This window comes from Paenibacillus lutrae, assembly GCF_009757775.1.
GTDB classification, from domain to species: domain Bacteria; phylum Bacillota; class Bacilli; order Paenibacillales; family NBRC-103111; genus Paenibacillus_F; species Paenibacillus_F lutrae.
This window is the reverse complement of the sequence record NZ_RHLK01000004.1, coordinates 20,909-47,850: the sequence shown is the minus strand read 5'-3', so window position 1 is coordinate 47,850 and position 26,942 is coordinate 20,909. Positions and strand designations below refer to the sequence as shown.

The 26,942-nt window shown below is 51.9% G+C and carries 21 protein-coding genes; 17 read left to right on the top strand and 4 right to left on the bottom strand.

Annotated elements, in window-relative coordinates; all coding sequences use genetic code 11:
* Positions 1-130: 130 nt before the first annotated feature.
* Complete coding sequence (locus EDM21_RS09515; RefSeq protein ID WP_157335028.1) at positions 131-1,702, bottom strand: Fe-Mn family superoxide dismutase; 1,572 nt, start codon at positions 1,700-1,702, stop codon at positions 131-133.
* 75 nt (positions 1,703-1,777) lie between these two features.
* The gene (locus EDM21_RS09510) at positions 1,778-2,791 is read right to left on the bottom strand and encodes an alpha/beta hydrolase (RefSeq protein WP_157335026.1); all 1,014 of its coding nucleotides are present in this window, start codon (positions 2,789-2,791) and stop codon (positions 1,778-1,780) included.
* 292 nt (positions 2,792-3,083) lie between these two features.
* On the opposite strand from EDM21_RS09510, the gene EDM21_RS09505 reads away from it, so the two are divergent.
* The 3 genes from EDM21_RS09505 (at position 3,084) to EDM21_RS09495 (ending at position 6,076) form a co-directional block, all read left to right on the top strand.
* Positions 3,084-3,824, top strand: a complete 741-nt coding sequence (locus EDM21_RS09505) for an IclR family transcriptional regulator (RefSeq protein ID WP_068776943.1) — start codon at positions 3,084-3,086, stop codon at positions 3,822-3,824.
* Positions 3,825-4,246: 422 nt separating this feature from the next.
* On the top strand, positions 4,247-4,951 hold the full coding sequence (locus EDM21_RS09500; RefSeq protein WP_157335024.1) for a hypothetical protein: 705 nt from the start codon (positions 4,247-4,249) through the stop codon (positions 4,949-4,951).
* Positions 4,952-5,116: 165 nt separating this feature from the next.
* Positions 5,117-6,076: a cation diffusion facilitator family transporter gene (locus tag EDM21_RS09495; protein ID WP_157335345.1), complete on the top strand. Its 960-nt coding sequence runs from the start codon at positions 5,117-5,119 to the stop codon at positions 6,074-6,076.
* A gap of 111 nt (positions 6,077-6,187) precedes the next feature.
* Here EDM21_RS09495 and acnA read toward each other — a convergent pair whose 3' ends face one another.
* A complete protein-coding gene (gene acnA / locus EDM21_RS09490) occupies positions 6,188-8,908 on the bottom strand; it encodes an aconitate hydratase AcnA (protein ID WP_157335022.1) in 2,721 nt (906 codons plus the stop codon).
* Positions 8,909-9,166: 258 nt separating this feature from the next.
* On the opposite strand from acnA, the gene EDM21_RS09485 reads away from it, so the two are divergent.
* From EDM21_RS09485 to EDM21_RS09440, 10 genes are all read left to right on the top strand, one after another.
* Positions 9,167-10,189, top strand: a complete 1,023-nt coding sequence (locus EDM21_RS09485) for an amidase domain-containing protein (RefSeq protein WP_157335020.1) — start codon at positions 9,167-9,169, stop codon at positions 10,187-10,189.
* Between the two features lie 39 nt (positions 10,190-10,228).
* Positions 10,229-11,362: a D-alanine--D-alanine ligase gene (locus tag EDM21_RS09480; protein WP_157335018.1), complete on the top strand. Its 1,134-nt coding sequence runs from the start codon at positions 10,229-10,231 to the stop codon at positions 11,360-11,362.
* Positions 11,363-11,417: 55 nt separating this feature from the next.
* A complete protein-coding gene (locus tag EDM21_RS09475) occupies positions 11,418-11,762 on the top strand; it encodes a hypothetical protein (protein WP_157335016.1) in 345 nt (114 codons plus the stop codon).
* Positions 11,763-12,051: 289 nt separating this feature from the next.
* Positions 12,052-13,830 (top strand): basic secretory protein-like protein, encoded by a 1,779-nt coding sequence (locus EDM21_RS09470; RefSeq protein WP_157335014.1) that lies wholly within the window; start codon positions 12,052-12,054, stop codon positions 13,828-13,830.
* Between the two features lie 260 nt (positions 13,831-14,090).
* A complete protein-coding gene (uvsE, locus tag EDM21_RS09465; protein WP_157335012.1) occupies positions 14,091-15,086 on the top strand; it encodes a UV DNA damage repair endonuclease UvsE in 996 nt (331 codons plus the stop codon).
* 180 nt (positions 15,087-15,266) lie between these two features.
* Positions 15,267-16,043, top strand: a complete 777-nt coding sequence (gene fabI, locus EDM21_RS09460; protein WP_338043955.1) for an enoyl-ACP reductase FabI — start codon at positions 15,267-15,269, stop codon at positions 16,041-16,043.
* Positions 16,044-16,497: 454 nt separating this feature from the next.
* Positions 16,498-17,328, top strand: coding sequence for a hypothetical protein (locus EDM21_RS09455; protein ID WP_157335008.1), 831 nt, complete (start codon positions 16,498-16,500; stop codon positions 17,326-17,328).
* Positions 17,325-17,984, top strand: coding sequence for a signal peptidase I (locus EDM21_RS24945; RefSeq protein WP_235918121.1), 660 nt, complete (start codon positions 17,325-17,327; stop codon positions 17,982-17,984). Before EDM21_RS09455 ends, EDM21_RS24945 begins: the two co-directional genes overlap by 4 nt.
* Positions 17,985-18,164: 180 nt before the next feature.
* Positions 18,165-19,025, top strand: coding sequence for an inositol monophosphatase family protein (locus EDM21_RS09445; protein WP_157335006.1), 861 nt, complete (start codon positions 18,165-18,167; stop codon positions 19,023-19,025).
* A gap of 287 nt (positions 19,026-19,312) precedes the next feature.
* Positions 19,313-19,915, top strand: coding sequence for a hypothetical protein (locus EDM21_RS09440; protein ID WP_235918120.1), 603 nt, complete (start codon positions 19,313-19,315; stop codon positions 19,913-19,915).
* A gap of 402 nt (positions 19,916-20,317) precedes the next feature.
* Here the strand turns inward: EDM21_RS09440 and EDM21_RS25370 are convergent, their stop codons facing one another.
* Positions 20,318-21,223 carry an AraC family transcriptional regulator gene (locus EDM21_RS25370; RefSeq protein WP_166541922.1) on the bottom strand — a complete coding sequence of 302 codons (906 nt, stop codon included), beginning with the start codon at positions 21,221-21,223 and terminating at the stop codon, positions 20,318-20,320.
* A 168-nt stretch (positions 21,224-21,391) separates the two neighbouring features.
* Here EDM21_RS25370 and EDM21_RS09430 point away from each other — a divergent pair, with 168 nt between their 5' ends.
* The 4 genes from EDM21_RS09430 (at position 21,392) to EDM21_RS09415 (ending at position 26,909) form a co-directional block, all read left to right on the top strand.
* Positions 21,392-22,150 (top strand): sugar phosphate isomerase/epimerase family protein, encoded by a 759-nt coding sequence (locus EDM21_RS09430; RefSeq protein WP_157335002.1) that lies wholly within the window; start codon positions 21,392-21,394, stop codon positions 22,148-22,150.
* Between the two features lie 213 nt (positions 22,151-22,363).
* Positions 22,364-23,386 (top strand): biotin synthase BioB, encoded by a 1,023-nt coding sequence (gene bioB, locus EDM21_RS09425; RefSeq protein ID WP_275938793.1) that lies wholly within the window; start codon positions 22,364-22,366, stop codon positions 23,384-23,386.
* A gap of 164 nt (positions 23,387-23,550) precedes the next feature.
* Positions 23,551-25,122 carry a response regulator gene (locus tag EDM21_RS09420; RefSeq protein ID WP_157335000.1) on the top strand — a complete coding sequence of 524 codons (1,572 nt, stop codon included), beginning with the start codon at positions 23,551-23,553 and terminating at the stop codon, positions 25,120-25,122.
* A gap of 26 nt (positions 25,123-25,148) precedes the next feature.
* The gene (locus EDM21_RS09415; RefSeq protein WP_157334998.1) at positions 25,149-26,909 is read left to right on the top strand and encodes a sensor histidine kinase; all 1,761 of its coding nucleotides are present in this window, start codon (positions 25,149-25,151) and stop codon (positions 26,907-26,909) included.
* Positions 26,910-26,942: the final 33 nt, after the last annotated feature.

Sequence of the window (26,942 nt, the reverse complement as noted above, 5' to 3'; positions counted from 1 at the left end):
GATCGCTCTGGCATTCGTAACCGCAGCCGTATCCGCAGCCGTATCCGCACCCGTAACTGCATTCGTAACCGCATTCGTATATGTGCAAAAGACCCTTGCCTGCCGAAAGCAGACAAGGGCGCGGTGCACTTCAGTAAGGAATCCAGGTGAGTTTGCGGGCGGGTTCAAAACGGTCATTGACATGATCCCAATTAACAACCTTCCACCAGTCTTCGATGTACTTGGCCCGGTTGCTTTTATGTTTGAGATAGTAGGCATGTTCCCATACATCAAGGACGAGCAACGGGATGACGTCCCACTGGGACAAGTTCTGGTGCTTCTCGGCTTGCAGAATTTCGAGCCGGTGGCTGCGGGGGCTCCAGACGAGAATGGCCCAGCCGCCTCCCTCCACCTTCTTGGCAGCTTCCGTGAATTGCTTCTTGAAGCGTTCGAAGCTTCCGAAAGTTTTGTTAATCTCTGCGGCTATGGGACCGGAGGCTTTGCCTCCGCCGCCAGGCTTCATAATGTTCCAGAAAATCGTGTGCAGATAATGCCCGGCGCCATTGAAGGCAAGTTCCCGCTCCCAGTGCTTAACAAGATCGAAATCGCCTGTTTCGCGCGCTTTGGCAAGCATTTTCTCCGCTTTGTTGAGATCGTCAACATAGGTCTTGTGATGCTTGTCGTGATGTTCGCGCATCGTCGCTTCATCAATATAGGGCTCCAGCGCATTGTATGCGTAGGGGAGCGGAGGAAGCTGATGGCCGCCTATAGGGACGGGCTTATAAGGCGCAAGGGCGGCAGCGGAAGCCTGGGGCACCTGGGCCGCCTGGGCCGCAGGTATGTCCGGCGTCTGCTGCACCGCAGCATCTGGCGGCCGGTCCTGTTCCGAGCGCAGCTCCGGGCCATGGGGCCGGGCAATGTCGGGTGCGCTGCGGGTGTACAGGATCGGCCCGGCCGGCCCCCAGCCCGGCTGGCCGGGCGCGCCTCCGGAGCTGTAGCCGCCGGGAGCGAAGCCTGCGGGCGCCGCCCCGGGTCCGGAGCCGCCATGGCCCGGTGCGGTGCCCGGACCGCTGCCCGGCACACTGCTGTAGCCGGCAGCGAAGGCTCCCGGTGCTCCTGCGCCGGCCGGCTGTCCACCATCAGGCGGGCCGAAGATTACAGGGGCGCCCGGCTCGGTCCCAGGCCCCTGGAAGCTGCCGGGAGGCCAGTAGCCTTGCGGCGCTGCGCCGCTATAGCCATGCGGGCCTCCGGCAGCTCCTGCGCCGCCTCCGTAGCCTGGGCCCCCGTAGGGAACTGGAGGGAGAGAGGACTCCAATCCCTTGAGCGTGCCGAGGAAATATTCCGACTCGCGTATGATGTGCTCGATTACGATCTTTATTACCGGATTTGCGCTGACGGGTTTGCTTTCTTTTTCTATAATCTGCAGCAATTCTATGAACTTGACGGACTGTTTCGTAGAAACATCGATCAATTGCTGGAGCTGCCGCTGCAGGAAAGGGTCAACGGGATTCTTCGTTCGGATTGCCCATTCGATCCACTGGACGGCAGCATGCTGAGTTTTGGCGAATACGCCTTCCCATTCTTTTAAGGCCTGCACATAAGCGGGCTCCAGATCGGGGACAAGCTCTCGTATGACGACGGTATGTTCCTTCTCTTGCTCTTTCCAGAACCGTATTTCTTCCAAAATTCTTAATGGCATCAAACTGCCGTAGACAGAAAGCATAAAGCCATCCTCCCCCGGGATCACATTACTACCGATTGTATTCCGGGGGAGGATGGCTTATTCGTTTTACTTGGCTTATTTCATTTCGACAAAACCGGCTTCAGGCAGCTGCGGACGGGCAATGGTCTGAAGGAAACCGAAGGTCCGCGTAATATACTCATCCGGCTTGGCTGAATAGATCAGTTCATGCTTGCCTGCGGGGATAACCCAATAGTTAGATGCCTGGTTGCTTTGGTTCTTATAGATTTGTTCAGCGATTCCATAAGGTGCGCGTTCGTCTTCATCGCCGTGAATAAAGTAAATCGGCATCGGATACTCATGCGTCGTTACACTCTGATAAGGAATCTGATTCATGCTCACGCCGTTGAGCATCGGGAAGAACAGACGCACGAGAGGCAGAGAAGGGAATTTAGGAATATTCACATACTGCTTCATATTATGATAAAGCGTGTCGGGACTCAGCAGGAAGGAACTGTCGAGTATCATGCCGTCAATATCCTGCGTATTTAATGCGGCTTGGAGAGCAGTTCCGGCACCCATGGAGAATCCCCATACATATATGTTTTGGCTGCCTTTATTCTTTATATAGTTAACTGCGCCGAGCAGCTCCTTGGATTCTTGGATACCTGCCGTTACTATACGCTGATTATCAGGCTGGACATAGCCGTAATCGAACATCAGCACATTGTATCCGCTCTCATGAAGTTTTTTGGCAAGAGAGTAGATAGGAACCCACAGCTCTTCACGGTTGCCGCCGTATCCATGCGAGAAAATGACCGTCTTATCGGAGGCCCCCGCGGGAATATACCATCCGTTCAAATTGCTGTTTCCGGTTGAACTGGGAAATGTAACATCTTCGTAACTCAGTCCGATGGCTTTGGCCGGGTTAGAACTAAGAGGTGCGATTGTCGGTCTTGCCAGTGTCCATGCGATAAAACCGTGGAAACCAAGTACAAGACTGGTGAAAAGCAGCAAGACACAGAGCAGGGAGAGAAGGATCGCCTTCTTGCGGCGGGTTAACGTACGGACAGGTACATGCTCCAAAGATGCAGGGTTAAGCGGATTTGTGTTTACAGGAGTTGTATTCATTAGGTCCCCTCCTTTGCAGAATGGGTCTTTGTAGGAGATTTAGTCTTTAGGAACCTGACTTGCCGGAGGTCTTAATTAACTAAATTTTCTGAAAAGAACCTTGTGGTAACCTAATATTATGTCAACTTTCATGGTTCGTCAATATGTGCAACAGAATGTTAATTCTCTTGTAATCTCCCTGTAATACAAGGGTTACAGCGGTTTTTTACTTTGTATTTAGAAGCCATATCCTGTATAATAAAAGAAACAGGGTTTCACTATGTGAAACAGAATTAGACGGTGGTGACTACCTATGGAAGAAGCGAAATCGACCGTACGGGCTGTGGAACGGGCATTGGATATTCTCCTTTGTTATACCGATGCCACAGAACTGACATTAACGGAGATCTCGACGCGTGTATCTTTGCATAAAAGTACGGTGTACCGCCTTCTGGCTTCTTTGGAGGCCAAAGGTTTTCTTATACGTGAACCGGAAGGGGATAAATACCGGCTCGGGTTTAGCATCTGGGAGCTGTCGGCTCATATGTCCCAGGGTGACGATCCCGGCATGGTACTTCTGCCGGAGATGGAGCGGCTGCGGGATCAGGTGAATGAGACGATCTCGCTGTATGTGCTGAGCGGCCAGGAACGTGTCCGCGTCCAGGCGGTGCAGAGCAATCACGCGATTCGGCGCGTGGCGCCTATCGGTGTAAGAATGCCCCTGTACGTCGGGGCATCGAGCAAGATCCTCCTCGCCTTTGGCGAGGCGCAGGTGCAGCAGCAGGTCATGATGGATGCCGAGCTTGCAGGCATCCACCGGGACACGTTCCTGCACCAGCTTCATGAGACACAGAAGGCGGGCTACGCCACCAGCGTCGAGGAGAGGGAGCCCGGCGCGGCCGCTTTATCCGCGCCGGTATTCAACCGTGCGGGCAAGCTGGTTGCCGCACTGGCGGTATCCGGGCCGTCGAACCGGCTGACGCTCGAGGTGATGCACGAGCAGGCGCCGGTGATCGTCGAGGCCGCCCGGCGTATGAGCACCATGCTGCGCTGACCGCAGGGTGCAAGAGGGCATCCGCCGGTTCTTGTGTTGTTTTTTTGCAGAAGACAGCGGGCACATGTTAGTAGTAAATTCCCGTGTTTACAAGCGATGAGGGTGCCCTGACGGGCATCCTTTTTTTGTTGCTTTTCGCCGGCATAACCATCCTGTCAACGTGCATATGCAGACAAAATCCGCGTTTCTTAGTATAATGAGACATTGAGTTGTGAAATTTTGCGTTTCAACAAGTTGGTTTGTGGGTATAAATGGGCCGATTTGGAACATCTGGGATGTTGCATCCACAATTGCATCCTGGTTTCTCTTAGCCAGTTATTGCCGCCTGAAGGAATTCATTATGCTAGAAGGATTAGCAAGATTGACATCAAGAGCATGCTTACGCAAGGGTGACGGATAGAGGTCACAGGGGGTACAACGATATGCACGTTTTTTATAAAAAACTCGCTATGCTGGCCTTATTGGCCGTTATAGCCGCAGGCTGCCAGAATCAGACGAAATTGGAGCAGGAACAATCCGCCGGGCCCGCTGCCGGATTTTCTGCAGAGAGCAAGGCAGATATCCGCCATGAGGCAGCCTATGCGCCGGAAGTTTCTGCGTCTTCTTCTGATCCTATGTCCAAAACACTTCCTGCACCGTCCGCCCGGGTGGATGGAGGAGTTATGCTGGACAAAAACTCCAGCGGACCGGAGTATTTAAGCCCGGTTGAACTGGTCAGCTTTGTTCATGAGGTTGCGGAGAAAGGCCATTCGCCTATTCTCAAGCGACTGCTCGCAGAGTGGACAGGAGGAAGTAAGAACCTGGCGTCTCTGGAACAGAAGCTCGCGGATTTAAGCAAAAATGCAGGCGGGTACTACAAGCTTGCTTATATAGAGATTGAGCTGAAGGATTTAACGGAAGTAGCCAAAGAGGACTTTCGTGAACGCGGTGTCGTGCCCAAGGACGATAAGAACCCGGCTCAGGCCGCTGGCCAGCATCTGGTGTATGTGTCGGGCGGGGAGCAGCAGTATTTGTGGACCGTACTGATGAAGCCGAATAAGGCTGGGTATTATCTGGACAGCATGAGAGAGTTCCCGAGTGAAACTCTGAACGGGTACGTAAAGACGCCTGAGAAATATCTGCAATAATTAAAAACAGATCCGGAACTTCCGTTCTTCACGGAAATTCCGGATTTTTTTATAAGGGAGTGTGAGAAGTTTAGGAAAAGAAAGGAATTTTAGGCCCGGCAGGGGCTATACTATAGCGGAAGACGCTTTACAAGGGAGAGGTCGCCGTTGAACCAGCAAAAGTCAATGATCGCCATGTGGATCAGCCTGATCAGTAATGTCCTCCTGACAGCAATCAAATTGGTTGTCGGATGGCTGTTTGGCAGCCAGGTGCTGATTGCTGACGGCATCCACAATGCGGGCGATGTCATCGCCACGGCAACCGCGTACAGCTCGATGAAGATATCGAGCCGTCCTGCCGATCACGAGCATCCTTACGGACATGGGAAGGCGGAGGTGCTCGGATCCGGGGCGGTTGCGCTGCTGCTTGCCGCTGCTGCTGTGTATATGGGGTATCATGCGGTTACGGCACTGTTCGAGCCGCCCGGAGAGGCTCATCTGATGGCTTTAATTGCCGCTGTTATTTCCCTGGTATGGAAACAATGGCTTTACGTTTATACGATCAAACTCGGCCGTCAAATGAACAGCAAGGGCCTCATTGCTACGGCTTATGACCATTTGGCGGATGTCTACGCTTCTATCGCCGCTTCTGTGGGAATAGGGCTTGCCTTGGCCGGCGATCACTTTAACATCCCGTTTTTGGCTTATGGAGACCCCTTTGCAGGCATTATCGTTTCGCTGCTTGTGCTCAAGCTGGCTTATTCCATGGGCCGGGAGGCAATTGATATCCTGATGGAAAAGAATGTGGATGATCATAAGCTCCAGCAGTATCAGACGATTATTAAACAGTTTCCCGGAGTCAAAAGAATTGACCGCCTGCGGGCGCGCGAGCATGGTCATTACATTCTGGTGGATGCGCGGATCGGTGTCTTGGGTATTCTTACGATTCAAGAGGGACATGACATCGGACGAGGGATTAAGGAGAAAATCAAAGGGGAGCATCCTGAAGTTGACGAGGTGCTCGTGCACTTGAATCCGTGGTATCCGGATGAAGACAAGAATCCGCCTGATGGCATAGAGGGGCAAAGACATCTCGTTAACGGTTCCAGTTCTAACGTAATTATTGGAGTCGATGATTCCGGTTAGGAAGGTTTGAAGGTCTGCTGCATGAATCCGTGTCTCTTCTTGTGGAAGTTAGATTTACGCATGTCAAAGCAAAAAAAAGAGAGCCCGCGGGCTCTCTTTTACTTGTTTATCTTAAGCGTTGGACTTCTCGTACATCATTTGACGAAGGACGGTTTGCAGGATACCGCCGTTACGGTAGTAGTCTACATCCACCATGCTGTCGAGACGGACGATCGCTTTGAATTCGAACGTAGTGCCGTCTTCACGTGTAGCCGTAACGGTTACTTGCTCGCCAGGCTGAACTTCGTTGGACAGGCCGTTGATGTCGAATGTCTCGCGTCCGGTCAGACCCAGCGTGCTCCATCCTTGACCTTCCAGGAATTGAAGCGGCAGAACGCCCATGCCGACGAGGTTACTGCGGTGAATACGCTCGAAGCTTTCCGCGATTACGGCTTTGACGCCGAGCAGGAACGTACCTTTGGCTGCCCAGTCACGGGAGCTTCCGGTTCCATATTCTTTACCCGCGATTACGACGAGGGAAGTGCCTTTGTCCTGATACTTCATGGAAGCATCGTACACGGACATGACTTCGTCTGTCGGCAGGTAAGTCGTGACGCCGCCCTCAGTGCCCGGAGCCACTTGGTTGCGGATGCGGATGTTCGCGAACGTACCGCGCATCATGACCTCATGGTTACCGCGGCGGGAACCGTAAGAGTTGAAGTCTTTTCTCTGAACGCCATGCTCGGTCAGGTATTCGCCTGCAGGGCTGTCTGCCTTGATGTTACCGGCAGGAGAGATATGGTCGGTTGTAACGGAATCGCTCAAGAGCAGCAGCGTCTTGGCGCCTTGGACATCCTGGATGTCGCCGATGGTCTGGCCGAGGTTCTGGAAGAACGGCGGATTCTGGATGTACGTGGAGTTAGCATCCCACTCGTACAGTTCGCCTTCCGGTACTGCGATCTGGTTCCAACGCTCGTTAGCGCGGAATACATCTTTATATTTCTCGCGGAATGCTTCAGCCGTAACAGCTGTAGCAACAGCTTCTTCGATTTCTTTATTGCTAGGCCAGATGTCCTTCAGGTACACCGGCTCGTTCTTCTGATCGTAGCCGATCGGATCTTTGGTCAGGTCGATGTTCACTGTTCCTGCCAGAGCGTAAGCGACAACCAGCGGCGGGGAAGCCAGGTAGTTGGCTTTAACCTGTGCGTGAACACGGCCTTCGAAGTTACGGTTACCGGACAGAACAGCGGCTACTGTCATGTCGTTGTCGGCAACAGCTTGGCTGACTTCGTCCGGAAGCGGACCGGAGTTACCGATACATGTCGCACAGCCGTAGCCTGCAACATAGAAGCCGAGCTGCTCAAGAGGTCTCAGCAGGTTGGCTTTCTCCAGGTAATCCGTTACGACCAGGGAACCCGGAGTCAGGGATGTCTTCACGTATGCAGGGGTTTTCAGGCCGCGCTCAACAGCTTTCTTAGCGAGGAGACCTGCGCCCAGCATAACGTTCGGGTTGGATGTATTCGTACAGCTTGTGATAGCTGCGATTACAACAGCGCCCGTACCCATCTTGGCTGTTTTGCCGTTAGCGTAGCTAACTTCCACTTCTTCCGCGATTTTCTCATCGGAAAGTCCGTATCCGCCTTTGTCTACAGGCGTACGAAGAATGTCGTTGAACGATTCTTTCATCGAAGTCAGCTCGATGCGGTCTTGAGGGCGTTTAGGACCTGCAAGGCTCGGTACGACAGTGGACAAGTCGATTTCGATGACATCGGAGTAGTTCGGATCTTCCATGTCATTCGTACGGAACATGCCTTGTGCTTTATAGTAAGCTTCAACGAGGGCAACTTGCTCTTCGCTGCGGCCTGTGTTTCTCAGGTAGTCCAGTGTGCTGTCGTCAACCGGGAAGAAACCGACGGTTGCGCCGTATTCAGGAGCCATGTTGGCAACAGTCGCACGGTCAGAGAGGACGAGTTCGTTAAGGCCAGGGCCGAAGAACTCTACGAATTTACCGACAACGCCTTTCTTACGAAGCGTTTGTGTAACAGTAAGAGCAAGGTCAGTCGCTGTTGCGCCTTCTGCAAGGGCACCAGTCAATTTGAATCCGATAACTTCCGGAGTTACGAAGTACAGAGGCTGTCCGAGCATACCGGCCTCAGCTTCGATACCGCCGACGCCCCAGCCAACGACACCAAGACCGTTGATCATGGTTGTATGGGAGTCAGTACCTACCAGGGAATCCGGATATACCGTCGTTTCACCGTCAACTGTCTTGGTAGCTGCTACGGAAGCAAGGTACTCAAGGTTAACTTGGTGAACGATACCTGTTGCCGGCGGAACGGCGCGGAAGTTGTCAAATGCGGTTTGAGCCCAGCGCAAGAAACGGTAACGTTCCTCATTACGTTCGAATTCCAGCTCCATGTTGGTCTCAAGCGCCATTCCGTTGCCATAGGCATCCACCATTACGGAGTGGTCGATTACCAGGTCAACCGGAACGAGCGGGTTGATTTGTTTAGGGTCGCCGCCTGCACGTGCAACGGTATCTCTCATTGCAGCAAGGTCAACTACAACCGGTACACCGGTGAAATCCTGAAGTACGATCCGTGCAGGGATGAAAGGAATTTCTTTATTGTTGTCGAGGTTCTCGCCCCAGCTTGCGATTTGCTTAACGTGCTCATCTGTAATGGCGTGGCCGTCGAATTGGCGGACAGCTGCTTCCAGAAGAACTTTAATGGAGAAAGGCAATTTGGATATTCCTGCGAATTTTTTCTCGAGGTCCTGCAGGCTGAAGTAGTGATAAGATTTTCCACCGACTGTCAGCTGCTTACGTACGTTAAAAGCGTCTTTGTGTGACATTGCATGGCCTCCCTAGTCCTCTTTAAAGTTGCGAAGTTGAAATTATACGGGATGAAATAGTAAGGGGGTAAGTCTTGTGGTTTCATCTGATGAAACCCAATTTCATATTTCGCTATATCCTTAGTATACCGTTTTCGCTCTTTCCCGTAAAGAATAAATTGACTCATTTTTATTTCATTTTTTTCATATATTTAAGACGAATTCATGCGTGTAAGACCAGTCTGAAAAATGACTGGGGCGCTCTTAGGAGGGAAGGGCATGTCCTGGAAAACAGCGCTGTATGATTATCTGAACGCGCGCAATTCGGCGGAAACGGAAGCGTCTGCCGGAGCGCTCGCCGAAATTATTCATAATGACCGCTTTAATGAAGAAAGTGATATACGACTGGCACGCGTACATGAGAACCGCAGGCACCGGGGGGTAAAGGCGCTGCGGGGCGAAACGAGGCTCAAGCTTCATCAGGCACGCGAACAAAGTGAGCAGGTCGTTGCGGATCTGGACTACGTCCGCCGGTTTACCTACGAGCTAGGGGGCAGAGAATATAACGAATGTATCGTCTCCGCGGAACGGATTACTTTTGTTGAAACGGGCAGACGCTGGCGGATAACCGGAATAGAGATACGCGAAAGCGAACGGGAACGGATCAGGGAGATGTATTCCTGGGTACCGGAAGACGGCATCTATACGCCAGCGGGAGAGATCTCCTCTTCGCAGCCCTATCTGAATTATAGTATACTGAACCAAGTCGGAACTTACCCCGGTTACCGGAAGAAGATTTATGACCGGAACCGGGCCGTCAAGTATGCAGATCTCTGGTGGGACCGCTATAATCCGGCGTTTGCGGAGTTAGAGGTAGATTGCACCAGTTATGTCTCCCAGTGCCTCTTTGCAGGGGGAGCGCCAATGAACTATACTGGAAAAAGAACCTCCGGCTGGTGGTATGCCGGCCAGCAGGGAAGCAGGGAGCTCTGGAGCTACAGCTGGGCAGTCGCCCAAGCTCTGCAGCTGTATATCCCGGCGTCCCGCAAAGGTTTGCGCGGTACGATTGTATCTTCAGCCGCGGAGCTCCGCCCGGGTGATTGTATCAGCTATGACTGGGATGGCGACGGCCGCTTCCAGCACAATACATTTGTGACTGCGCTGGATGCCGCAGGAATGCCCCTTGTCAATGCGCACACGGTCAGCAGTAAGCACCGCTACTGGGATTACAAGGATTCGCACGCATGGACGGATAGAACGCGTTACGCCTTTGTCCGGATTGCAGATGAAATGGATGAATAATTAACAACCGATTTATAGGAAATCAGGCGGAGGGGAAACATGAGCCGGAAATTGCGGATAGGACTGATCTATGGCGGAAAATCCGGGGAGCATGAGGTATCTCTGCAAACCGCAAATGCCGTCATTGGGGCAATGGATTTAACTAAATACGAAATTACGCCTTTCTATATTACGAAGCAGGGAGAATGGCGGCAGGGCAAAGAATTAAGCGGCCCCGTCGCGAGCAAGGAACTGCTTGCCTTCGACGCTTCCAGTGAAGCGCCGGGCTCGGCTCTTGCTCCTTTCTTCTCCGGTCTGGGACAAATATCGGGAGCGCAGGCCGAAGTGGCGGCTTCGGGAGAAGCCGTGCCGGCGGAATCGGTCGACGTTGTCCTGCCTCTGCTCCATGGTACCTTCGGGGAAGACGGTACCATTCAGGGCCTGCTCGAAATGGCGAATATTCCTTATGTGGGCGCAGGCGTACTTGCTTCGGCTGTCGGTATGGACAAAGTCGCCATGAAAAAGATGTTTGCGCAGGAAGGGCTTCCTCAATGTGTCTTCCGTCATTTTACACGCTCGCAATGGGATAAGGACCAGCCTTTCTTCCTGATGGAGACGGAAATCTCTATCGGGTATCCTTGCTTCGTGAAGCCTGCGAATCTGGGCTCAAGCGTGGGCATATCCAAGGCGCGCAACCGGCAGGAATTCATTGAAGCCGTTGAATACGCGTTCCAGTTCGACCGTAAGGTTGTCGTCGAGGAGTTCGTGGATGCCCGCGAGATTGAGGTCGCTGTGTTAGGCAACGAAGAGCCGCAGGCCTCCGTACCGGGCGAGATCGTGTCGTCCAGCGAGTTTTACGACTACAAGGCCAAATACATGGATGGTAAATCCATGATGATTATTCCCGCCGAGCTGCCGGAAGAGACACGTAAGCAGATTCAGGAACTGGCGATTCAAGCGTTTCAGTCGATAGACGGATCAGGCTTGTCCCGTGTGGATTTCTTCTTGACGCGTACGGACGGTCAAATTTATATCAACGAAATTAACACGATGCCGGGTTTCACGCCCTACAGTATGTATCCGCTTCTCTGGAAAGAGTCGGGTAAGCCGTATTCCGAGCTGCTCGACGATTTAATTCGTCTTGCTCTGGAGCGTCACGCGGCCAAACAACGGATTAAATATACAGTAGAATAACCCGTTTATTCAAATATCCGTACATGAATGACAAGATCATTGCCGGGAGGGTTTTATGGGATTCCAGACCGAATTTAATTCCGTATGCAAATTCAAGTCCGAGCAGGAACTCTATGAACTGCTTGAGTATGGCCGCTGCAAAATGCGTAAAACCGGATTCCGTGTCTATCCGACCGGACAGAAGGTCATTGCTTACTCGCCAAGCAACGCGGCCGTGGCCATCGTGAAGATCAGCGCTTCTATCGCGGAGATTACTTTCCAGGGCGATGAAGTGACGCTGGTTGAGATGGATCTGGTGCGGAAGCTGACCGATGAGGAAGCACGCGTACAGACCATGCTGGCTCATGAAATGTTTTTTGGCGAGCATGAAGCAGGCCGCAGTGGCGGGGGCACGGAATAACGTATCTCCGACAGTAACGAATAAGTTATAAACAGCCTCTAAAGTACCCCTGTAAGGGTGACTTTGGAGGCTGTTTTCATTTGTCCGGCTCGGCTTTTGGAAGGAAGGGGAGAATTGGATCAAGTGTCAGAGACTTGCACTGCTGTAAGTACAAAAAATGGATGCCTGCCTTGGTGTATAAATATAGTATAGTCGTCAAATAGAGAGGCGGCTTCCACATTATGGGGATAGGGGCAGATCTGCTGCCGACATACACAGACATGTAAAACGTACTTATTGGAGGAAGAGAATGAGAACCTGCTTATCATGGATCTTGGCAATCGCAATTGTATTTGGATGGGTACAAGCTGTCCCGGCCCCCGCTTCTGCGGCTTCATCAGGTGAATGGACCGTGAATCACGCTTATTCGCTTGGCGATACGGTTACGTATCAGGCTTCGACTTACGAGTGCACCTTCGCTCACACTTCGCTTCAGGGTTGGGAGCCTCCGGCAGTTCCGGCACTCTGGAAGAAATCTGCCGGAACGCCAGGTCCGGTACCCGTACCGGGCTTAAAACCGCTGCCTTCTCCTGTTCCGGCAGCCGTTACCTATCCTATGGAACTGTCGAAGGGAGGTACTGTAGACGGCGGAGACGGATGGAGTCCGGATCATGAGAATAAAGAGATGGCATTCGACGACAATTTGTTTACGAAATGGCTGGTCTACGCCAACAGCGGCTGGCTGCAGTATCAATTCCCGGCTAACCAGCAGCAAACGGTATCTTCCTACAGCATCACGTCGGCTAATGACGAACCGGTACGTGATCCGAAGAGCTGGACACTGAAAGGTTCGAATAACGGGACGGACTGGACGGTACTCGATCAACGTCAGAATCAGGTGTTCTCCCATCGTTTTCAGACACTGACCTATCCGATTGCAGCACCCCAAGCTTATACCTACTATAAATTAGAATTAACCGCATCTGCCGGGGATATGCTTCAGCTAGCGGAAGTCGGTCTGTATAACGGAGCTGCGCTCACCTATACACCGCCAGCCGCTCCGGCTGTAACCGTCAGTGCAGAGAAATCTGCGGATACCGGCAAAGCTAACCTGCTGGACGGAGCTCCGCTCACTAAATGGGCTGCAGGAGCTCAATCCGGTTGGGCGAGGCTGAGCTACAGCCAGTCGGTATCTATAGACGGATATGCTCTGACCGGCACGAACGGCGGTGTTCTGGAGCCGGCCTCCTGGACGCTGAAGGGATCCGACGACGGCACAACCTGGACCGTTCTTGATTCAAGGATGAATCAGACGTTCGCAATAGCTCATCAGCGTAAATATTACCAGATAAGCGCGGCCTCTTACCGCTATTATCAATTTGATTTTACCAGCAGAGCGGCAAACGGTCTTGAAGTAGGTGAAATCGAATTGACGCGGATGGATACTCCTTCGTATTCGGATGTTCCGGAGCTGGAGATCCGTAATACCGATACGGTAAAAGGACAGTTATTTACAAATTCTTTGCCGGATGCGGAGAACGAAATCCGGGCCATCATTCGGAAAGTGAACACGCTGCTGTACGACCACCCGAGTCAGAGGAAATTTGGTGCCCGCAAACTCGTTATCCGCATCGAAGATTTTGATGGAATCGCTTATGCGACGGGAGACCAGACCGAAGGACAGATTGTGTTCAGCATGCGTTATCTGGACGGCGATGGCAATGGGGATGCAAGAGATGAAATTATCGGCATTCTATACCATGAAATCGCCCATCCGTATCAGCAAGACGACCACCGTTATGGGGAAATTAACTACATTGTTGAAGGAATGGCGGATGCTGTCCGCTTCAAAGCGGGTTATCATAACCGATACGGAGTGTCCAAAGGCGGAAGCTGGACGGATAGTTATCAGACAACAGGAAGCTTTTTTCTCTGGATTGATGAATACAAGCATGCGGGCTTCTTAAAAAAGCTGAACCAGAGTCTCAGCCCGTTTGACGGAGCGGATTGGACCCCGGATGCTATCCGTACCATTACAGGGACTCCGGTAGATGGGTTATGGGCTGAATTTCAAAGCACGCTTAAATAAACTAAGTAAAAAATTCAAAATGATCGCAGCTGCCTCTGCACCCTAATGTGAGAATTTGTTTCCTCTCTATAACCGGAATTCACTCTCTTCGACTTGGCAGTGCTCCTCCGGAAACCTTCTCCGGCCCTTCATACAGCAAAATGCTTCAAGAGAGGCGTATTGCTGGAGGCCGGGGGATTTTTTTGTCTGTTCGGTTAGTAAGGTCGGGCTTTCTGGGCATCTTAAAGGTAACTAAAAAGCAAGGGAAGTGACCCTGGGCCATGATCGTCCGTTTCGGCTATGTAGCGATGTCAACCGAAGTCAAGAATGCGTCGCCCTCCAAAACGATGACGGCCACCGTGTTCGGTCAGATCCGGGACCGCGAAGCTGCCGTCCGTAAATTGGAAAGAATCGGTGCAGAGAATCTGCACAACACGCTGCGTCTGCTTCGCCATAATCGGGCTTATGATATCAAATTGTACCGGTTATCATCCAAACTCATCCCTCTGCTCGGACATGATATGCTGGAGGGCTGGGATCCCATTCCTGCTTTGCGGGATGATTTTAAGGAAGTGGGAGATTACGTCAAGCTTCACGGGATGCGGACAAGCTTTCATCCCGATCATTTTACGGTATTAAGCACCCCCCGTAAGGATGTTTTACTGAAGTCTTATGCGGATTTACAGAGGCACTGCGCTATGCTGGAGGCTATGGGACTAGGCGAGGATGCGAAATGCAATATTCATGTGGGCGGAACTTATGGAGACAAGCCTAAAGCGCGTAAGAGGTTCCAAGCCCATTTCGCAAATTTGGATGAGACGGTCCAAAGACGGCTGACGCTGGAGAACGACGATAAAACTTTTACGGCCAGAGAAACGCTTGAAATTTGTGAACAGGTCGGGGTACCGATGGTACTTGATATTCATCATCATCAGGTGAATCGTGAAGAGGAGGACAACATCCGGGATCTATGGCCGCATATCTATCAAACCTGGAAGGGACAGAGGGCGGTCTCACTGCCTGGAGAACCCGTTCTTCCTCCCAAAATTCATGTGTCCAGCCCGAAGACTGAGAAGGATATTCGAAGTCATGCCGATTATGTGGAAGCGGGTCCGCTGCTGGACTTCTTCAGGACAATCGCGGACTTTACGCCGGAGCTCGATGTGATGATCGAAGCCAAAATGAAGGACGGGGCCCTTTTCCGTTTAATGAAAGATCTGGAGGGCACAGAAGGGGTTGAAATTCTAAGCGAAGCCTCTGTCAAAATAAAGGCATAGCAGGCTTTTCAGCTTCTCAGGAATGTGAAAGTGGAGGGGCGCAAGAGTACCTTTACGTCTTCTTGACGGGGAAGTGTTTGGACACTGTTCGGCATGTTCCCCTTGTCTTCCTCGCTCAAATGGGGTACCTTGAGAAAGAATGAGGGTTTGTCTAACTCAAACCGAGAGGAGACTTGCGAAGTGACAACATCAGGATTATTAAGCGGCAAAAACATATTGGTAATGGGTGTGGCAAATGACCGGAGTATCGCCTGGGCGATTGCTCAATCCCTTGCTTCCCAAGGAGCTAAACTGGTATTTACTTACGAAAGTGAACGTGTACAGGAGCGGGTTAGTAAGCTGGCTTCGACTATTGAGGATTCTGTCGTTCTGCCATGCAACGTAACAGTCGACGAAGATATTGACGGTCTCGCTGAGAAGCTGAAAGCCGAATTCGGTGTGCTGCACGGCGTCGTGCACAGTATTGCATTCGCACGTACGGAAGAGCTCGAAGGCATGTTCGTCGACACTTCCCGTGACGGTTTTGCCCTGGCGCAAGATATTAGCGCCTACTCGCTGGTTGCGGTTGCTAAACGGATGTATCCGCTGATGACTGAAGGCGGCAGCATCATGACCATGACTTACATGGGGGCGCAGCGCGTTATGCGCAACTACAATGTTATGGGAATTGCCAAGGCTTCTCTGGAAGCGAGCGTCCGCTATCTGGCATCCGATCTGGGTCAGTATGGCATCCGCGTGAACGGTATCTCGGCTGGACCTATCCGTACACTTGCGGCCAAAGGGATCAAAGACTTCAACTCGATCCTTAAGCAGGTTGAGGAGAAAGCGCCTCTGCGTAAAACGACGGAGACTGCCGAAGTAGGCGACACGGCTATGTTCCTGATGAGCCACCTGTCCCGGGGAATTACCGGTGAAGTCATTTATGTCGATGGCGGATACAACATCGTAGGCGCTTAATGTTTAACGGACGGCGTCATAGAAGTACACATATTTAAGCGACAACTACATATGCATGAATCAGCCCCTTAGAGAAACGTACACCCGATCGCATCGCGTGCAGACTTCTCCAGGGGGCTTTTTATGTAACGGGAAAGAAAGGCTGGTTTATGAAAAAAACCGGTCCCGGCATTTGTGCGGCGTTGTGCCGGCCTTTTCTAAAACCATCTAATCGGCGGATGATAACACGGTCGTTATTTTCCCCGTGCTGCTTGAAGTCAATGGCAGAAAGCAAAAACTCGTTCGGGATCAGGCGAGTGGTGAGAACCTGGGGATAAGTGAGAGCAAAATAGGCGAGGCAGAGATCCCAGTTGGATCAAAGCTGTTATTTGAACGAGGATGGATCGACGACTGAGGCTATCTGTGCCTAAACATAGTTCTTCCCGTTTATTTTGGCACAAAGTGAGGAGCGGCAATGGTGCGTTTTATGACACGGATCGGTAACGAACTCATTGAAATGAAGACAAGTTCGGTTCCGCTCGGAGAGTGGCTCGCCGATTCGTTTGACAGAGGATTTGAGGATGAGGGAGAAGCTGCGCGTCTGCGGCTTGAAATCATAGAGGGCTATGGGGTACCGTTCGTTGATTTTGATGTAGCAGCGGAACGGGCGGGCGGCAGTGTGACCTACACGCGTGCAGATTACCGGATCGAGGCGGACGAGAAGATTACGGCCGCGAGAGTCAAGGTGCATGACGAGTTTGCGCTCAAGCATGCGCTTATGAATATATACAGCGCTTTTCTCATCCGCAATGAGCTGGGGCTGCTCGTACACTCTTCGTGTGTGGTACAAGCCGAAGAAGGGTACTTGTTCGCCGGCCCGTCGGGAGCCGGCAAATCAACAGCGGCGCTCTTGTCGCGGCCGCGGATGCTGCTCAGCGATGAAGCTACCGTCATCGCTCTGCCAGAGGGCGAGCCGGCCGCGCTCGCCTACAACTCACCGTTCCGCAGCGACTCGCGTTGGGATATCGGTGAGTCCATTCCGGCTGCACCGCTGGCCGGTATGTATGTGCTGAGACAGTCCGGGGAAGTCCGGACGGTCCCGGTGAAAGCAGCGGATGCGCTGCCGCTCGTACTGAACCAGGTCTTCGTCTGGACAGTTGGAGCAGACGAGACCCGGACGGTCATGCGGCTGTGCAGGCGCTTCCTGGAGCGTGTTCCCGTCCGCGAGCTGTATTTCCAGAAGAACGACAGCTTCTGGAAAGTGATTGCCCCGCACGGAACCAGTGAAGGGGCTGGCGGACAATGACCGGCGGCTCCGGCGGAAGGGATACGGGCGAGGGCGCCCGCAGCAAAGGCAGAGATGCAGCTGCAGGCGGTGCCGGCCCTCACGTTGAGGCAGACAGGCGGGCGGAAGGTATCACACGTACTAATAGTGAGGCCGGAGCGGATATTGCGCCTGACGCCGGCAGTGGCAGCGGCCTTGCCAGAGGTTCCGGCAGGCGGCTCACGGTCACCATTGAATCGGAGCTGGAGCTGCACGTCATCAGACGGTCGCTGGAGCAGCGAGGCCGTGTCGAGATCCCTTCGCGAGGTACGAGCATGCTGCCGCTTATCCGGGAAGGCAGCGTCTGCACCTTCGAGCAGGCGGGCCCCGATGAAGTGCAGCGGGGCGACATCGTGCTCTTTGAAGCAGCCGATGGCGGATTGATTGCCCATCGGCTAATCAGGCGGACGGGATCGGGGGGCGGGGCTGTCTTCTACTGCAAAGGGGATGCGAACATCGGCTTTGACCTGCCCGTGGCAGCCGGTAACCTGCTGGCGAGGCTCGTGCAGATCCGCCGGGGAACCCGTACAATCACAGGTGATATGCTGAGGTTTAAGCTGTGGGGCCGGGTCATGACGGCTCTGCCCGGGCTTGCCCGCGTTAACAGGCTGGCAGCTCGTCTGAGCAAGCATACATAAGGAAGAGGAAGCTTAATGAGGGAATCTTCCAGAGGTCGATGAATAGAGCTGCGGCCGCGCGAGCGGCCTTTATTTTTTGGCAGATCCTACGAGGAAATTTGGGTAAATCTATGTAGCACTTAAATCATTATATTTACTATACTGGTACTATAATAGATTGTGAGAAATGAGTGATTCCGTATGTCGACTGTAAATCAGGAACCTTATCGCGTTGGCGGTAAAAGCTTCACGGCTGTTGCGATTAATACGGCTGCCAAAGCGGGCGAATGGATCAAAAGCCGGCTGGGGGACATTCGTCAGGTACATGTAAAATATTCTCCGCATGACCTTGTGACTGAAGTGGACAAGGGGTCTGAGAAAATGATCAAGAATCTGATTATGACTCATTTTCCGCACCATGCTTTTCTCGGGGAAGAAGGAGTGGAGCCGGGTCCGTTAGCTTCTGCTTCCGCGCTTGAAGATGTAAGTGAAGCGGAGTACTTGTGGATCGTGGATCCGGTGGATGGCACAACCAATTATGTGCACGGATTCCCGTTCTTCAGCGTATCGATTGCGTTAGCGTACAAAGGTGAAGTCATTGTCGGCGTCGTCTATGATCCGATGCGCGATGAGCTCTTTGTTGCGGAGAAAGGGAAGGGTGCATACTTAAGGAGCGTCAAGCTGAATGTGTGCGGCCAGGTTTCACTATCGGACAGCTTGGTCGCTACAGGCTTCCCGGCGGACCGCAGCGGGGCTTTGGCTGTGAATATGGCAGGGATGACAGCTATTGTCCCCCGGGTCCGCAACGTGCGCAACGCCGGCTCGGCTGCGCTTCACATGGCTTATGTGGCGTCCGGACGGCTGACGGGTTTCTGGGAAATCGGACTGAACGCATGGGATTTGGCTGCGGGGGCGCTGCTCGTTCAGGAGGCTGGCGGCAAGGTCACGGATACGGCTGGCAGCCCTTACACGCTCAGCGTACGCAACGTGATGGCTACGAATAGCAGCATCCACGACGAGATGCAGCAGGTGCTGCAGGAAGCTGGCGGCACGGGGCTGTAGGATCGTTCACTTCGTCTTCGTAGATATGCGGGAATACGGAGGCAACGGTTCATTTACAGCGAATGGTAATAGATCGGATTTTGCTGCCGATTAACAGCTTGCAGACAGATATCGGGACAGAGAAATTCGCCCGCCTAGAAATGACTGCATCGCAGGAGACCCCGGCGGCTGTAGAAATCGCCTGCATGACAGACCCCGAATGCGAGCCTTCGGGGTCTATTTGTTTTTTTGTGCCCGACCAAGTAACATGACAACAGAGAAGTATGTTTGAGGGGGAACGGAAGAGGATGAAAAAATGGATATATGTGCTAATCGGTCTTTGTCTCGCAGCGGGTATCTATGCGGTTATCCGCGCGAATATAGATCCGACTTTAGCGCCTGATGATATTAAGCTGCGCACCCGTATGGTGCCTGCGGCAGAAGCGCCTCCGCAAACGCCCGCATCCGAGTCTTACACGGCTCTGTATGAGGTCGAACTGGAGAGTGCGGACGGTAAGGCACTGGATCAGAGCGGATATACGTACAAAGTGTACCCCGGTCTGGATAACGCGGAGATTGTGGGTGCGGAGGCGGCTCCGGATGCGATCAAGAACGGACACAAGCCTGAGAATTATACATTCGGCGGAGAAGATACCAATACGCTGAATCCGGCTAAGGAGATGCTCGAACGCATAACCGGCGCGGCCACAAGCATTGAGGAAGCCAAGCGGGCAGGGATGGCGTCAGGCTTTATCTACAAGGGGGCCGATTTCCCGGCTAAAGTGCGTTTTTACATCAAGGAGAAAGACCCTGCCAAGCAGGAAAGCCGCTCCTACGTCCTTTTCTCGTATCACGAGGTGAAGTGGGGCAAGGATGTGAGCTGGGTCAAGGCTGTGAAACTGGCGCCGTAACTCTGATGTTCGCGGGCCGGTAGTCGTTGAATATTTGTTGATTGTTTTAAAAGTAAATCAGCGGCAGGTAGTCTTGTCCATGCGCTGAATCTAAAAATCCCCATCGGGATAACTTCCGATAGGGGATTTTTGCCGTTGCTGCTCGGAGACTTCTCGCATAGAGGAGTCAAACCGGCTGGGCCGATAAAAGGATGAAACAGAGGCTTGCTTGCATGAAGGCCGGGCGCATGCGCATGCGCCCGGCGCAAGAAGCGTCAGTAGCGGGAAGTGGCAGGAAATCCCCGCTGAAGATGATTCCTGCTGAAAATAATTCCCGCTGAACATGATTGCTGTCTGCAAGGCTGCACTGTCGGCTTTTGGGAAGACCCTGCAAGAGAACCTCTGTAAGATCCTGTTCCTCAGCTACTCCGCTTCAACATGTTCTTCTTCGGGCTGCTCCAGAGATCCGAGCTTCCCGTCCCGGTATTCGCGGGGAGATAGGCCCATCCGTGACCGGAACGTACGATGGAAGTACGAATAGCTGTGGAAGCCGCATGATTCAGAAGCCTGCTCGAGCGTCATGGCTCCGAAGCGGATACGCTCGCAAGCCATGGAGATCCTGACTTCGATCGCATAGTCCATCACGGATTGGCCGAAGGTTTCCCGGAATAAGTGTCCGGCTCTCGAAGCGCTGAGTCCCACATGCTCAGCCAAATCATTGAGCGTGAACGCCTCGGGCGCATTCTGCTCGATGTACGTCTTCATCCGCTGCACGATATAAGAGAAGCGGGGTTTCTGGGGGAACGATTCCAGATCGGCGAGGTCCCCGATGACGCGGTCCAGTGAAAGGCAGAGAGCACGCACCAAATAATCTCCGATTTCCTGGAGATTGTCATGCAGGCGGCGTTTTTCCCGGAAAATTTCGCGCCATAAATTTAACCAGCTATCGTCAAGTCCCACACGGATAATGCCGGGCCGCTCCAATCTGGACCACCACTCATCCATCCAGCTTCCTGCACACATGAGATAATAATCTCCGCTGAAGATGGTTTCTCCGGAAGGTTTTTCAGTGCCGGATTGAGCAGGCAGCCCCCCGATGCGAAGCTCGTAAGCATCTCCCGGGCTGTAGAGCAGCAGGTCTCCGGGTTCCGCAGTTACGTAGCGGTCGTTCTGCCACACCTGGCAGGTCCCCTCGGTTTGAAGGCGCAGCAAATAATACGCGATACCCTCGCGCTGATTCGAAACGAACGGTTTACGGTGAACTGAATAGCCGGCCGAGAGAATTCGTACCCGGGGGTCCTCTCCTGTCTGGCCTTGTCTTCTTATCACAGGTCATCTGTCCTTTTAAATAATTTAGCTAAATTGTTCATGTTCTGCATGGATCATTCATTCCCATTATAAACGAGAGATGGTAACAATAGAAGGAGAGGTTTTAACCAGGGAAGCGTTTACCGCATCCCGCCATTTCATTCGCGGAGCAGAGGAAAGGGGATTCATATGTCTACAATCGGAATTGGCGTGCAGCTGTATACTCTTCGCTCAGAGGGAAGTAAGGATTTTAAAGGGATGCTGCGCAAAGTCGCGGAGCTTGGATATGAAGGTGTGGAATTTGCAGGATACGGGGGTCTGAGTCCGCAGGAATTGAAGGAAGAGCTGGAACAGCTGGGTCTGACTGCTGTCGGGAGTCACGTTGGCCTCCCGCGCCTGAAGGAGAACTTACAGGAAGAAATCGAGATGAACGCGGCAATCGGCAGCAAATATGTAACATGTCCGGGCTGGTTTAAAGAAGGAAGGACGCAAGAGGAATTTCTTGAAGTCGTTCAAATTCTCCAACACAGCAGCCGCCGGTTCGCTGAGCACGGCATCGCATTCGGTTACCATAACCACTCCTTCGAATTCGAGGAAAAAATGGGGGAGAAAACCTTATTCGATGCTTTCTTCTCCGCTCTTCCTCCAGAGGAGCTGTTTGTCGAACTGGACGTATGCTGGGCGCATAACGCGGGGCTAGACCCGGTCGATGTGATGAAGCAGTACGCCGGAAGAACGCCGCTTCTTCATATGAAGGACCTTCGCAAAGAAGACGGCAAATTGCTTACGGTCGAGCTGGGCACGGGTGAGGTGGATCTCAAACCGATCCTGGCCGCAGCACCTGAGACGGGTGTGAAATGGTTCATCGTGGAACAGGATGAATGCCAGAATCCGCCGTTTGACAGCATCGCGACAAGCAGAGAATGGCTGCGCAGCAGCTACCGCTAGATCCCTAATTGTGAAGAGAGTACTCCGCTGGACGGAGTGCTCTTTTTTTATGCGAAAAAAGACTGCATCTGCAATTCAAACCGGGAAAGTACTTTCCCGGGAAGAGAAATACTGCTACAATAACTTTATCATTGTAAACCTCATTATTTTATTTTAGTTGACAATTGAAAAGCCTTATACAAATTCCGAATGAATAGAGAGGAAGCTGAAATTATGAAACTAGAGGCAACAGATAGACAGGACCCCCGTGTCAGCCCTATGTATTGGAACCGATTAGCCGATAAATCTCTGGCAGGAGAGCTGCTTACAGAGGAAGAGGCCTTGTCCGTGCTTCAGGCTGACGATGATGAACTGCTGCCGCTGCTTCATGCTGCTTTCCGGGTCAGGACATATTATTACGGGCGCAAAGTGAAGCTCAATCTGATTATTAATGCCAAAAGCGGTCTTTGCCCGGAAGACTGCGGCTATTGCTCGCAATCTATTATATCGAAGGCGCCGATTACGAAGTACCCTTTGCTGGAGAAAGAGGTGCTCGTAGAAGGAGCGCGCAAGGCGATGAGCATGGAAGCCGGAACCTATTGTATCGTTGCAAGCGGCAGGGGACCGACTAACCGGGAACTGGATCAGGTGGTGGCGGCCGTGCAGACGATCAAAGCCGAGATGCCGATGAAAATTTGTGCCTGCCTGGGGATCTTGACGGATGAGCAGGCGGCCAGGCTGCGGGAAGCGGGTGTTGACCGGTACAACCATAATCTGAATACAAGCACATCGAATTTCTCCCGGATCACAACCACCCATACATACGAAGATCGTGTCAAAACGGTAGAACAGGCCAAACTGGCCGGAATGTCGCCTTGTTCGGGCATCATTGCCGGAATGGGTGAAAGCGACGAAGAACTCGTCCAAATGGCATACGCCCTCCGTGAGCTGGATGCGGATTCGATCCCCGTTAATTTTTTGAATCCGATCCCGGGGACGCCGCTTGCCGGTTACCGGCAGCTCACTCCGCGTAAATGTCTGAAGGTGCTGGCGCTGATGCGTTTCATTTGTCCCCGTAAAGAAATCCGTATTGCGGGCGGAAGGGAAGTTAATTTGCGATCCCTGCAGCCACTGGGTCTCTATGCGGCGAATTCTATTTTCCTGGGTGATTATTTGACGACCGAAGGCCAGGACTCCAGTGATGACCACCATATGCTGGAAGACCTGGGTTTCGAAGTTGAACGGTGTGCATTATAGGCCTATATTGTAGTGAACGGGACGGCAATCAGGACTATTTGACTGGAAAAAGAAGTGCAGAGACCTACCTGTGAAATAAAATATTATTTCCACGACTCAGACTAGAGGGTATACTTACAAGTATATCCTCTTTTGACATATTGGGATGAAAGGAGAGAAGCATCATGTATCAAGTACTGCTGGCTGATGATGAATATCTTGATCTGGAAGGACTAAGAGCTTTTATTCCGTGGGAGCGCCTCGGCCTTCATGTTGTGGGGGCGGTGAATAACGGCTTTGATGCCGTCAAATTAATGGAGCAGGAGAAAGTAGATATTCTCGTAACCGATGTACGGATGCCGAGCATGACCGGACTTGAGCTGGCACGGCATGCGTTGGAGAAATATACCGATCTGCGGATTATTTTTGTGAGCGGACATCAGGATTTTGCATATGTCAAAGAAGCTTTGTCTCTGAAGGCATGCAGCTATGTCCTCAAACCGATGGATGACAGTGAAATGATTCAATCGCTGGAAGCTGTCATTCAGGATCTCGACCGTGATCAAAAGCGCCGTAAAACGGAGCGAGCCTTCGAGCAGATGAGGCCGATCGTTCATAACGAGTATGTATTTCGTTTACTGGAAGGCACGGCCGACCGTCAGGAACTGGACGAACTGCTTGCCGAGGAAGGATTGAAACCGGTAAAGTTTCCCGTCAGAGCGGCTGTTCTGGAGACGGACGATTTGTCCTGGAAGCTTAATCCTTACACAGCTAAAGAACGCCAGGACATGCTGAATGATTTTGGCGGTCATTTGATCGATCTTTGTACTCCCCGCGGGATTAACCATACATGCCGTATCTCCAAACAGAGGCTGGGTCTTCTGATTACGTCGGATGAGAGCGGTTACGAAATCTTGAAACAAGTCATCGACCATGTGAAGACGAACTTTCCTTTCACGATTACAATCGGGCTGGGCGGGGCGGCCGACAGTCCGACTGCTCTCCAGGAATCTTACCGCGAAGCTCTGACAGCCTTGGATACGAAAATGTTCTACGGCAAGGGCAAAATTCTCGAGTCCGGCGTGCTGCGGGATGAAGAAATCGCGGATGCCAAGTTACTGGAATACCGGCTCGACGCGCTATTTGCAGCCACCGTTAACTACGACCTTGTCGCTATTTATGATGAGATTGATCATTTATTTAGTCTGGCCGTGCGTCTGCGTTCCAGATTCACGATCATAAACTTTGCAACTTATATTATTGTTAAACTGGATGGCTATCTGCAGTCCATGAACGAACAGTTCTTCTCTATGCTTGGCATGGAGCTTCAGAATCTGGATATTATTCTCCAGTTCGAGACGATTGATGACATTCGGGACTGGCTGCGGCGCAAGCTGTTTGAGATTTCGGAGAGGCTGCGCATGAGTCAGCAGAATAAGAACCGCAAACTTATCCGGGATATGATGGATTATGTCAAAGAGAAGCTTGCGGACAATGTGACGCTGCGGGATGTAGCCGACCGTTTTTCTTTCTCGCCTAATTACCTGGGTCATGTCTTTAAAGAAGAAACCGGTCAGAATTTCAGTGACTTTGTGATCTCTCTGAGAATGGAAAAGGCGAAGGAACTTCTCAGTGATCCGACTCTCAAAATTTATGAAGTGGCCGACCGGATCGGCTACAGGTATCTGCCGTATTTCAGCAGGCAATTCAAGGAGACATTCGGAATGACGCCTATGCAGTACAGACGTAATCATTAGCGGATGGAAGGGTAGGGTGCTATCGGATGAAACCGGCTAAAAGACAGCGGTTTGTTCCGCTTTCCTATAAATTGATGCTGTCCTATATGTTGTGCATTCTCGTACCCGTCATCGTAGTGGGCTCTTTCTCTGTTTCTACCCTGGTGAAATCCATGCGTCAGCAAGCGGAGAATAATGTTCAGGGTACACTCAGGCAGATTAAAGATAATATTTTATACAAAATACAGGATACCAATCGGCTGTCATCGATGATTTATTATGACGAAACGCTTGCCCGGCATTTGAGAAACTATGAAGAAGGCTGGGTAAAGTACGATGCGACTATTAATTATTTGCAGCCTAAATTTCTTCAGACCGTACAATCTACAGACCGCAATATCTGGCTGTCTGTTTATTTGCAGAATGGGACGATCGGTGAAGTATATTCCAATCATGAGAATAGCGATCCTCTGCAGTCGATAACCAATACGTATGATATCTACCACATGAGCCGGATCAAACAAGAGCAGTGGTATTTGGACTATCCTGCCAGGGAGCAATACGGCAAGACGATGCAGTGGAGACAGATCCTGGATGACGATAAGCACGAAAGAATTTCACTGCTGCGGAGAATGGTTGACGTATCCAATTACGCTTTGAAAGAAATCGGCTTTATACGCATCGTGGTCAATAAGAGTGAATTGTTTGACAGTGTGGATTTCAGTAAGATCGGCGAAGGAAGCGCTATTTATATTGTTGGAAAAGATGAAGAAATCATTCATTCTTCTACAGCCCTAGACAGTATGAAGGGGAAGAAGTGGAACAATGCCTGGGCAGACAATCATCTCGTCATCCGGGAACCGTTAGCCAGCCTGGATTGGAGTCTGGTCACCCTGGTGCCGACCAATGTGATGGAGCGGGATGCGGCGAAGGTGCTCCAGTTAACGATCATCGTATGCCTGATTGCCGTTCTCGTTATTTTCTTTGTGGGATGGATGTTCGCGAGATTCTTCTCCAAAAGAGTAAAGAAAATCGTATCGGTGCTGGAAGCTTTTCGTGAAGGGGAGTTCCGTAAGCGGATGGCCTACGAGGGACGGGATGAATTCGGCCAGATTGCGGTGGCTTTGAACGATATGGGCCAGCATACCGAAGGATTAATCCGGGAGGTCTATCTGACCAATATCCAGAAGAAAGAAGCGGAACTCGAATCATTGCAAGCCCAGATCAACCCGCACTTTTTGTATAACACCTTGTCGTCGATCAGCCGTCTGGCCCGGTTTGGTGATATTGATAAACTGCACCGGATGGTAATCGGACTTGCCAAGTTTTACAGGCTTACATTGAATGACGGAAGAACGTTTATACCGCTGAGCAAAGAACTTGAGCAGGCGCAGGCTTACGTGGATATCCAGACGATCAAATACGGGGATCGCCTCGAAGTGCTGTTCGACATTAAGCCCGAAGTGTACGCCTACGATACAGTGAAACTCATCGTGCAGCCATTTATTGAGAATGCTCTGCAGCACGCATGGTGCGGGGATCAGATTTGTATCCGCATTACAGGTGAAATACAGGACGATGCTGTCGTCCTCAAAATTATCGACGATGGAGTCGGTATCCAGCCGGACCGGCTCCGCCGTATGTTCGACCCGCTGGCGCAGGAGGAGATAGGCTACGGGATCCGCAACGTGGATCAGAGGATCAAACTTCATTTCGGCAAAATTTACGGCATCACGGTAGCCAGCCGTCCTGGTATGGGTACTGCCGTGATGATCAAGGTGCCGCTGTATAAGCACAAGAAGATATGATCGGCATTGTAAGATGAAAAATCCCGTCTGCTG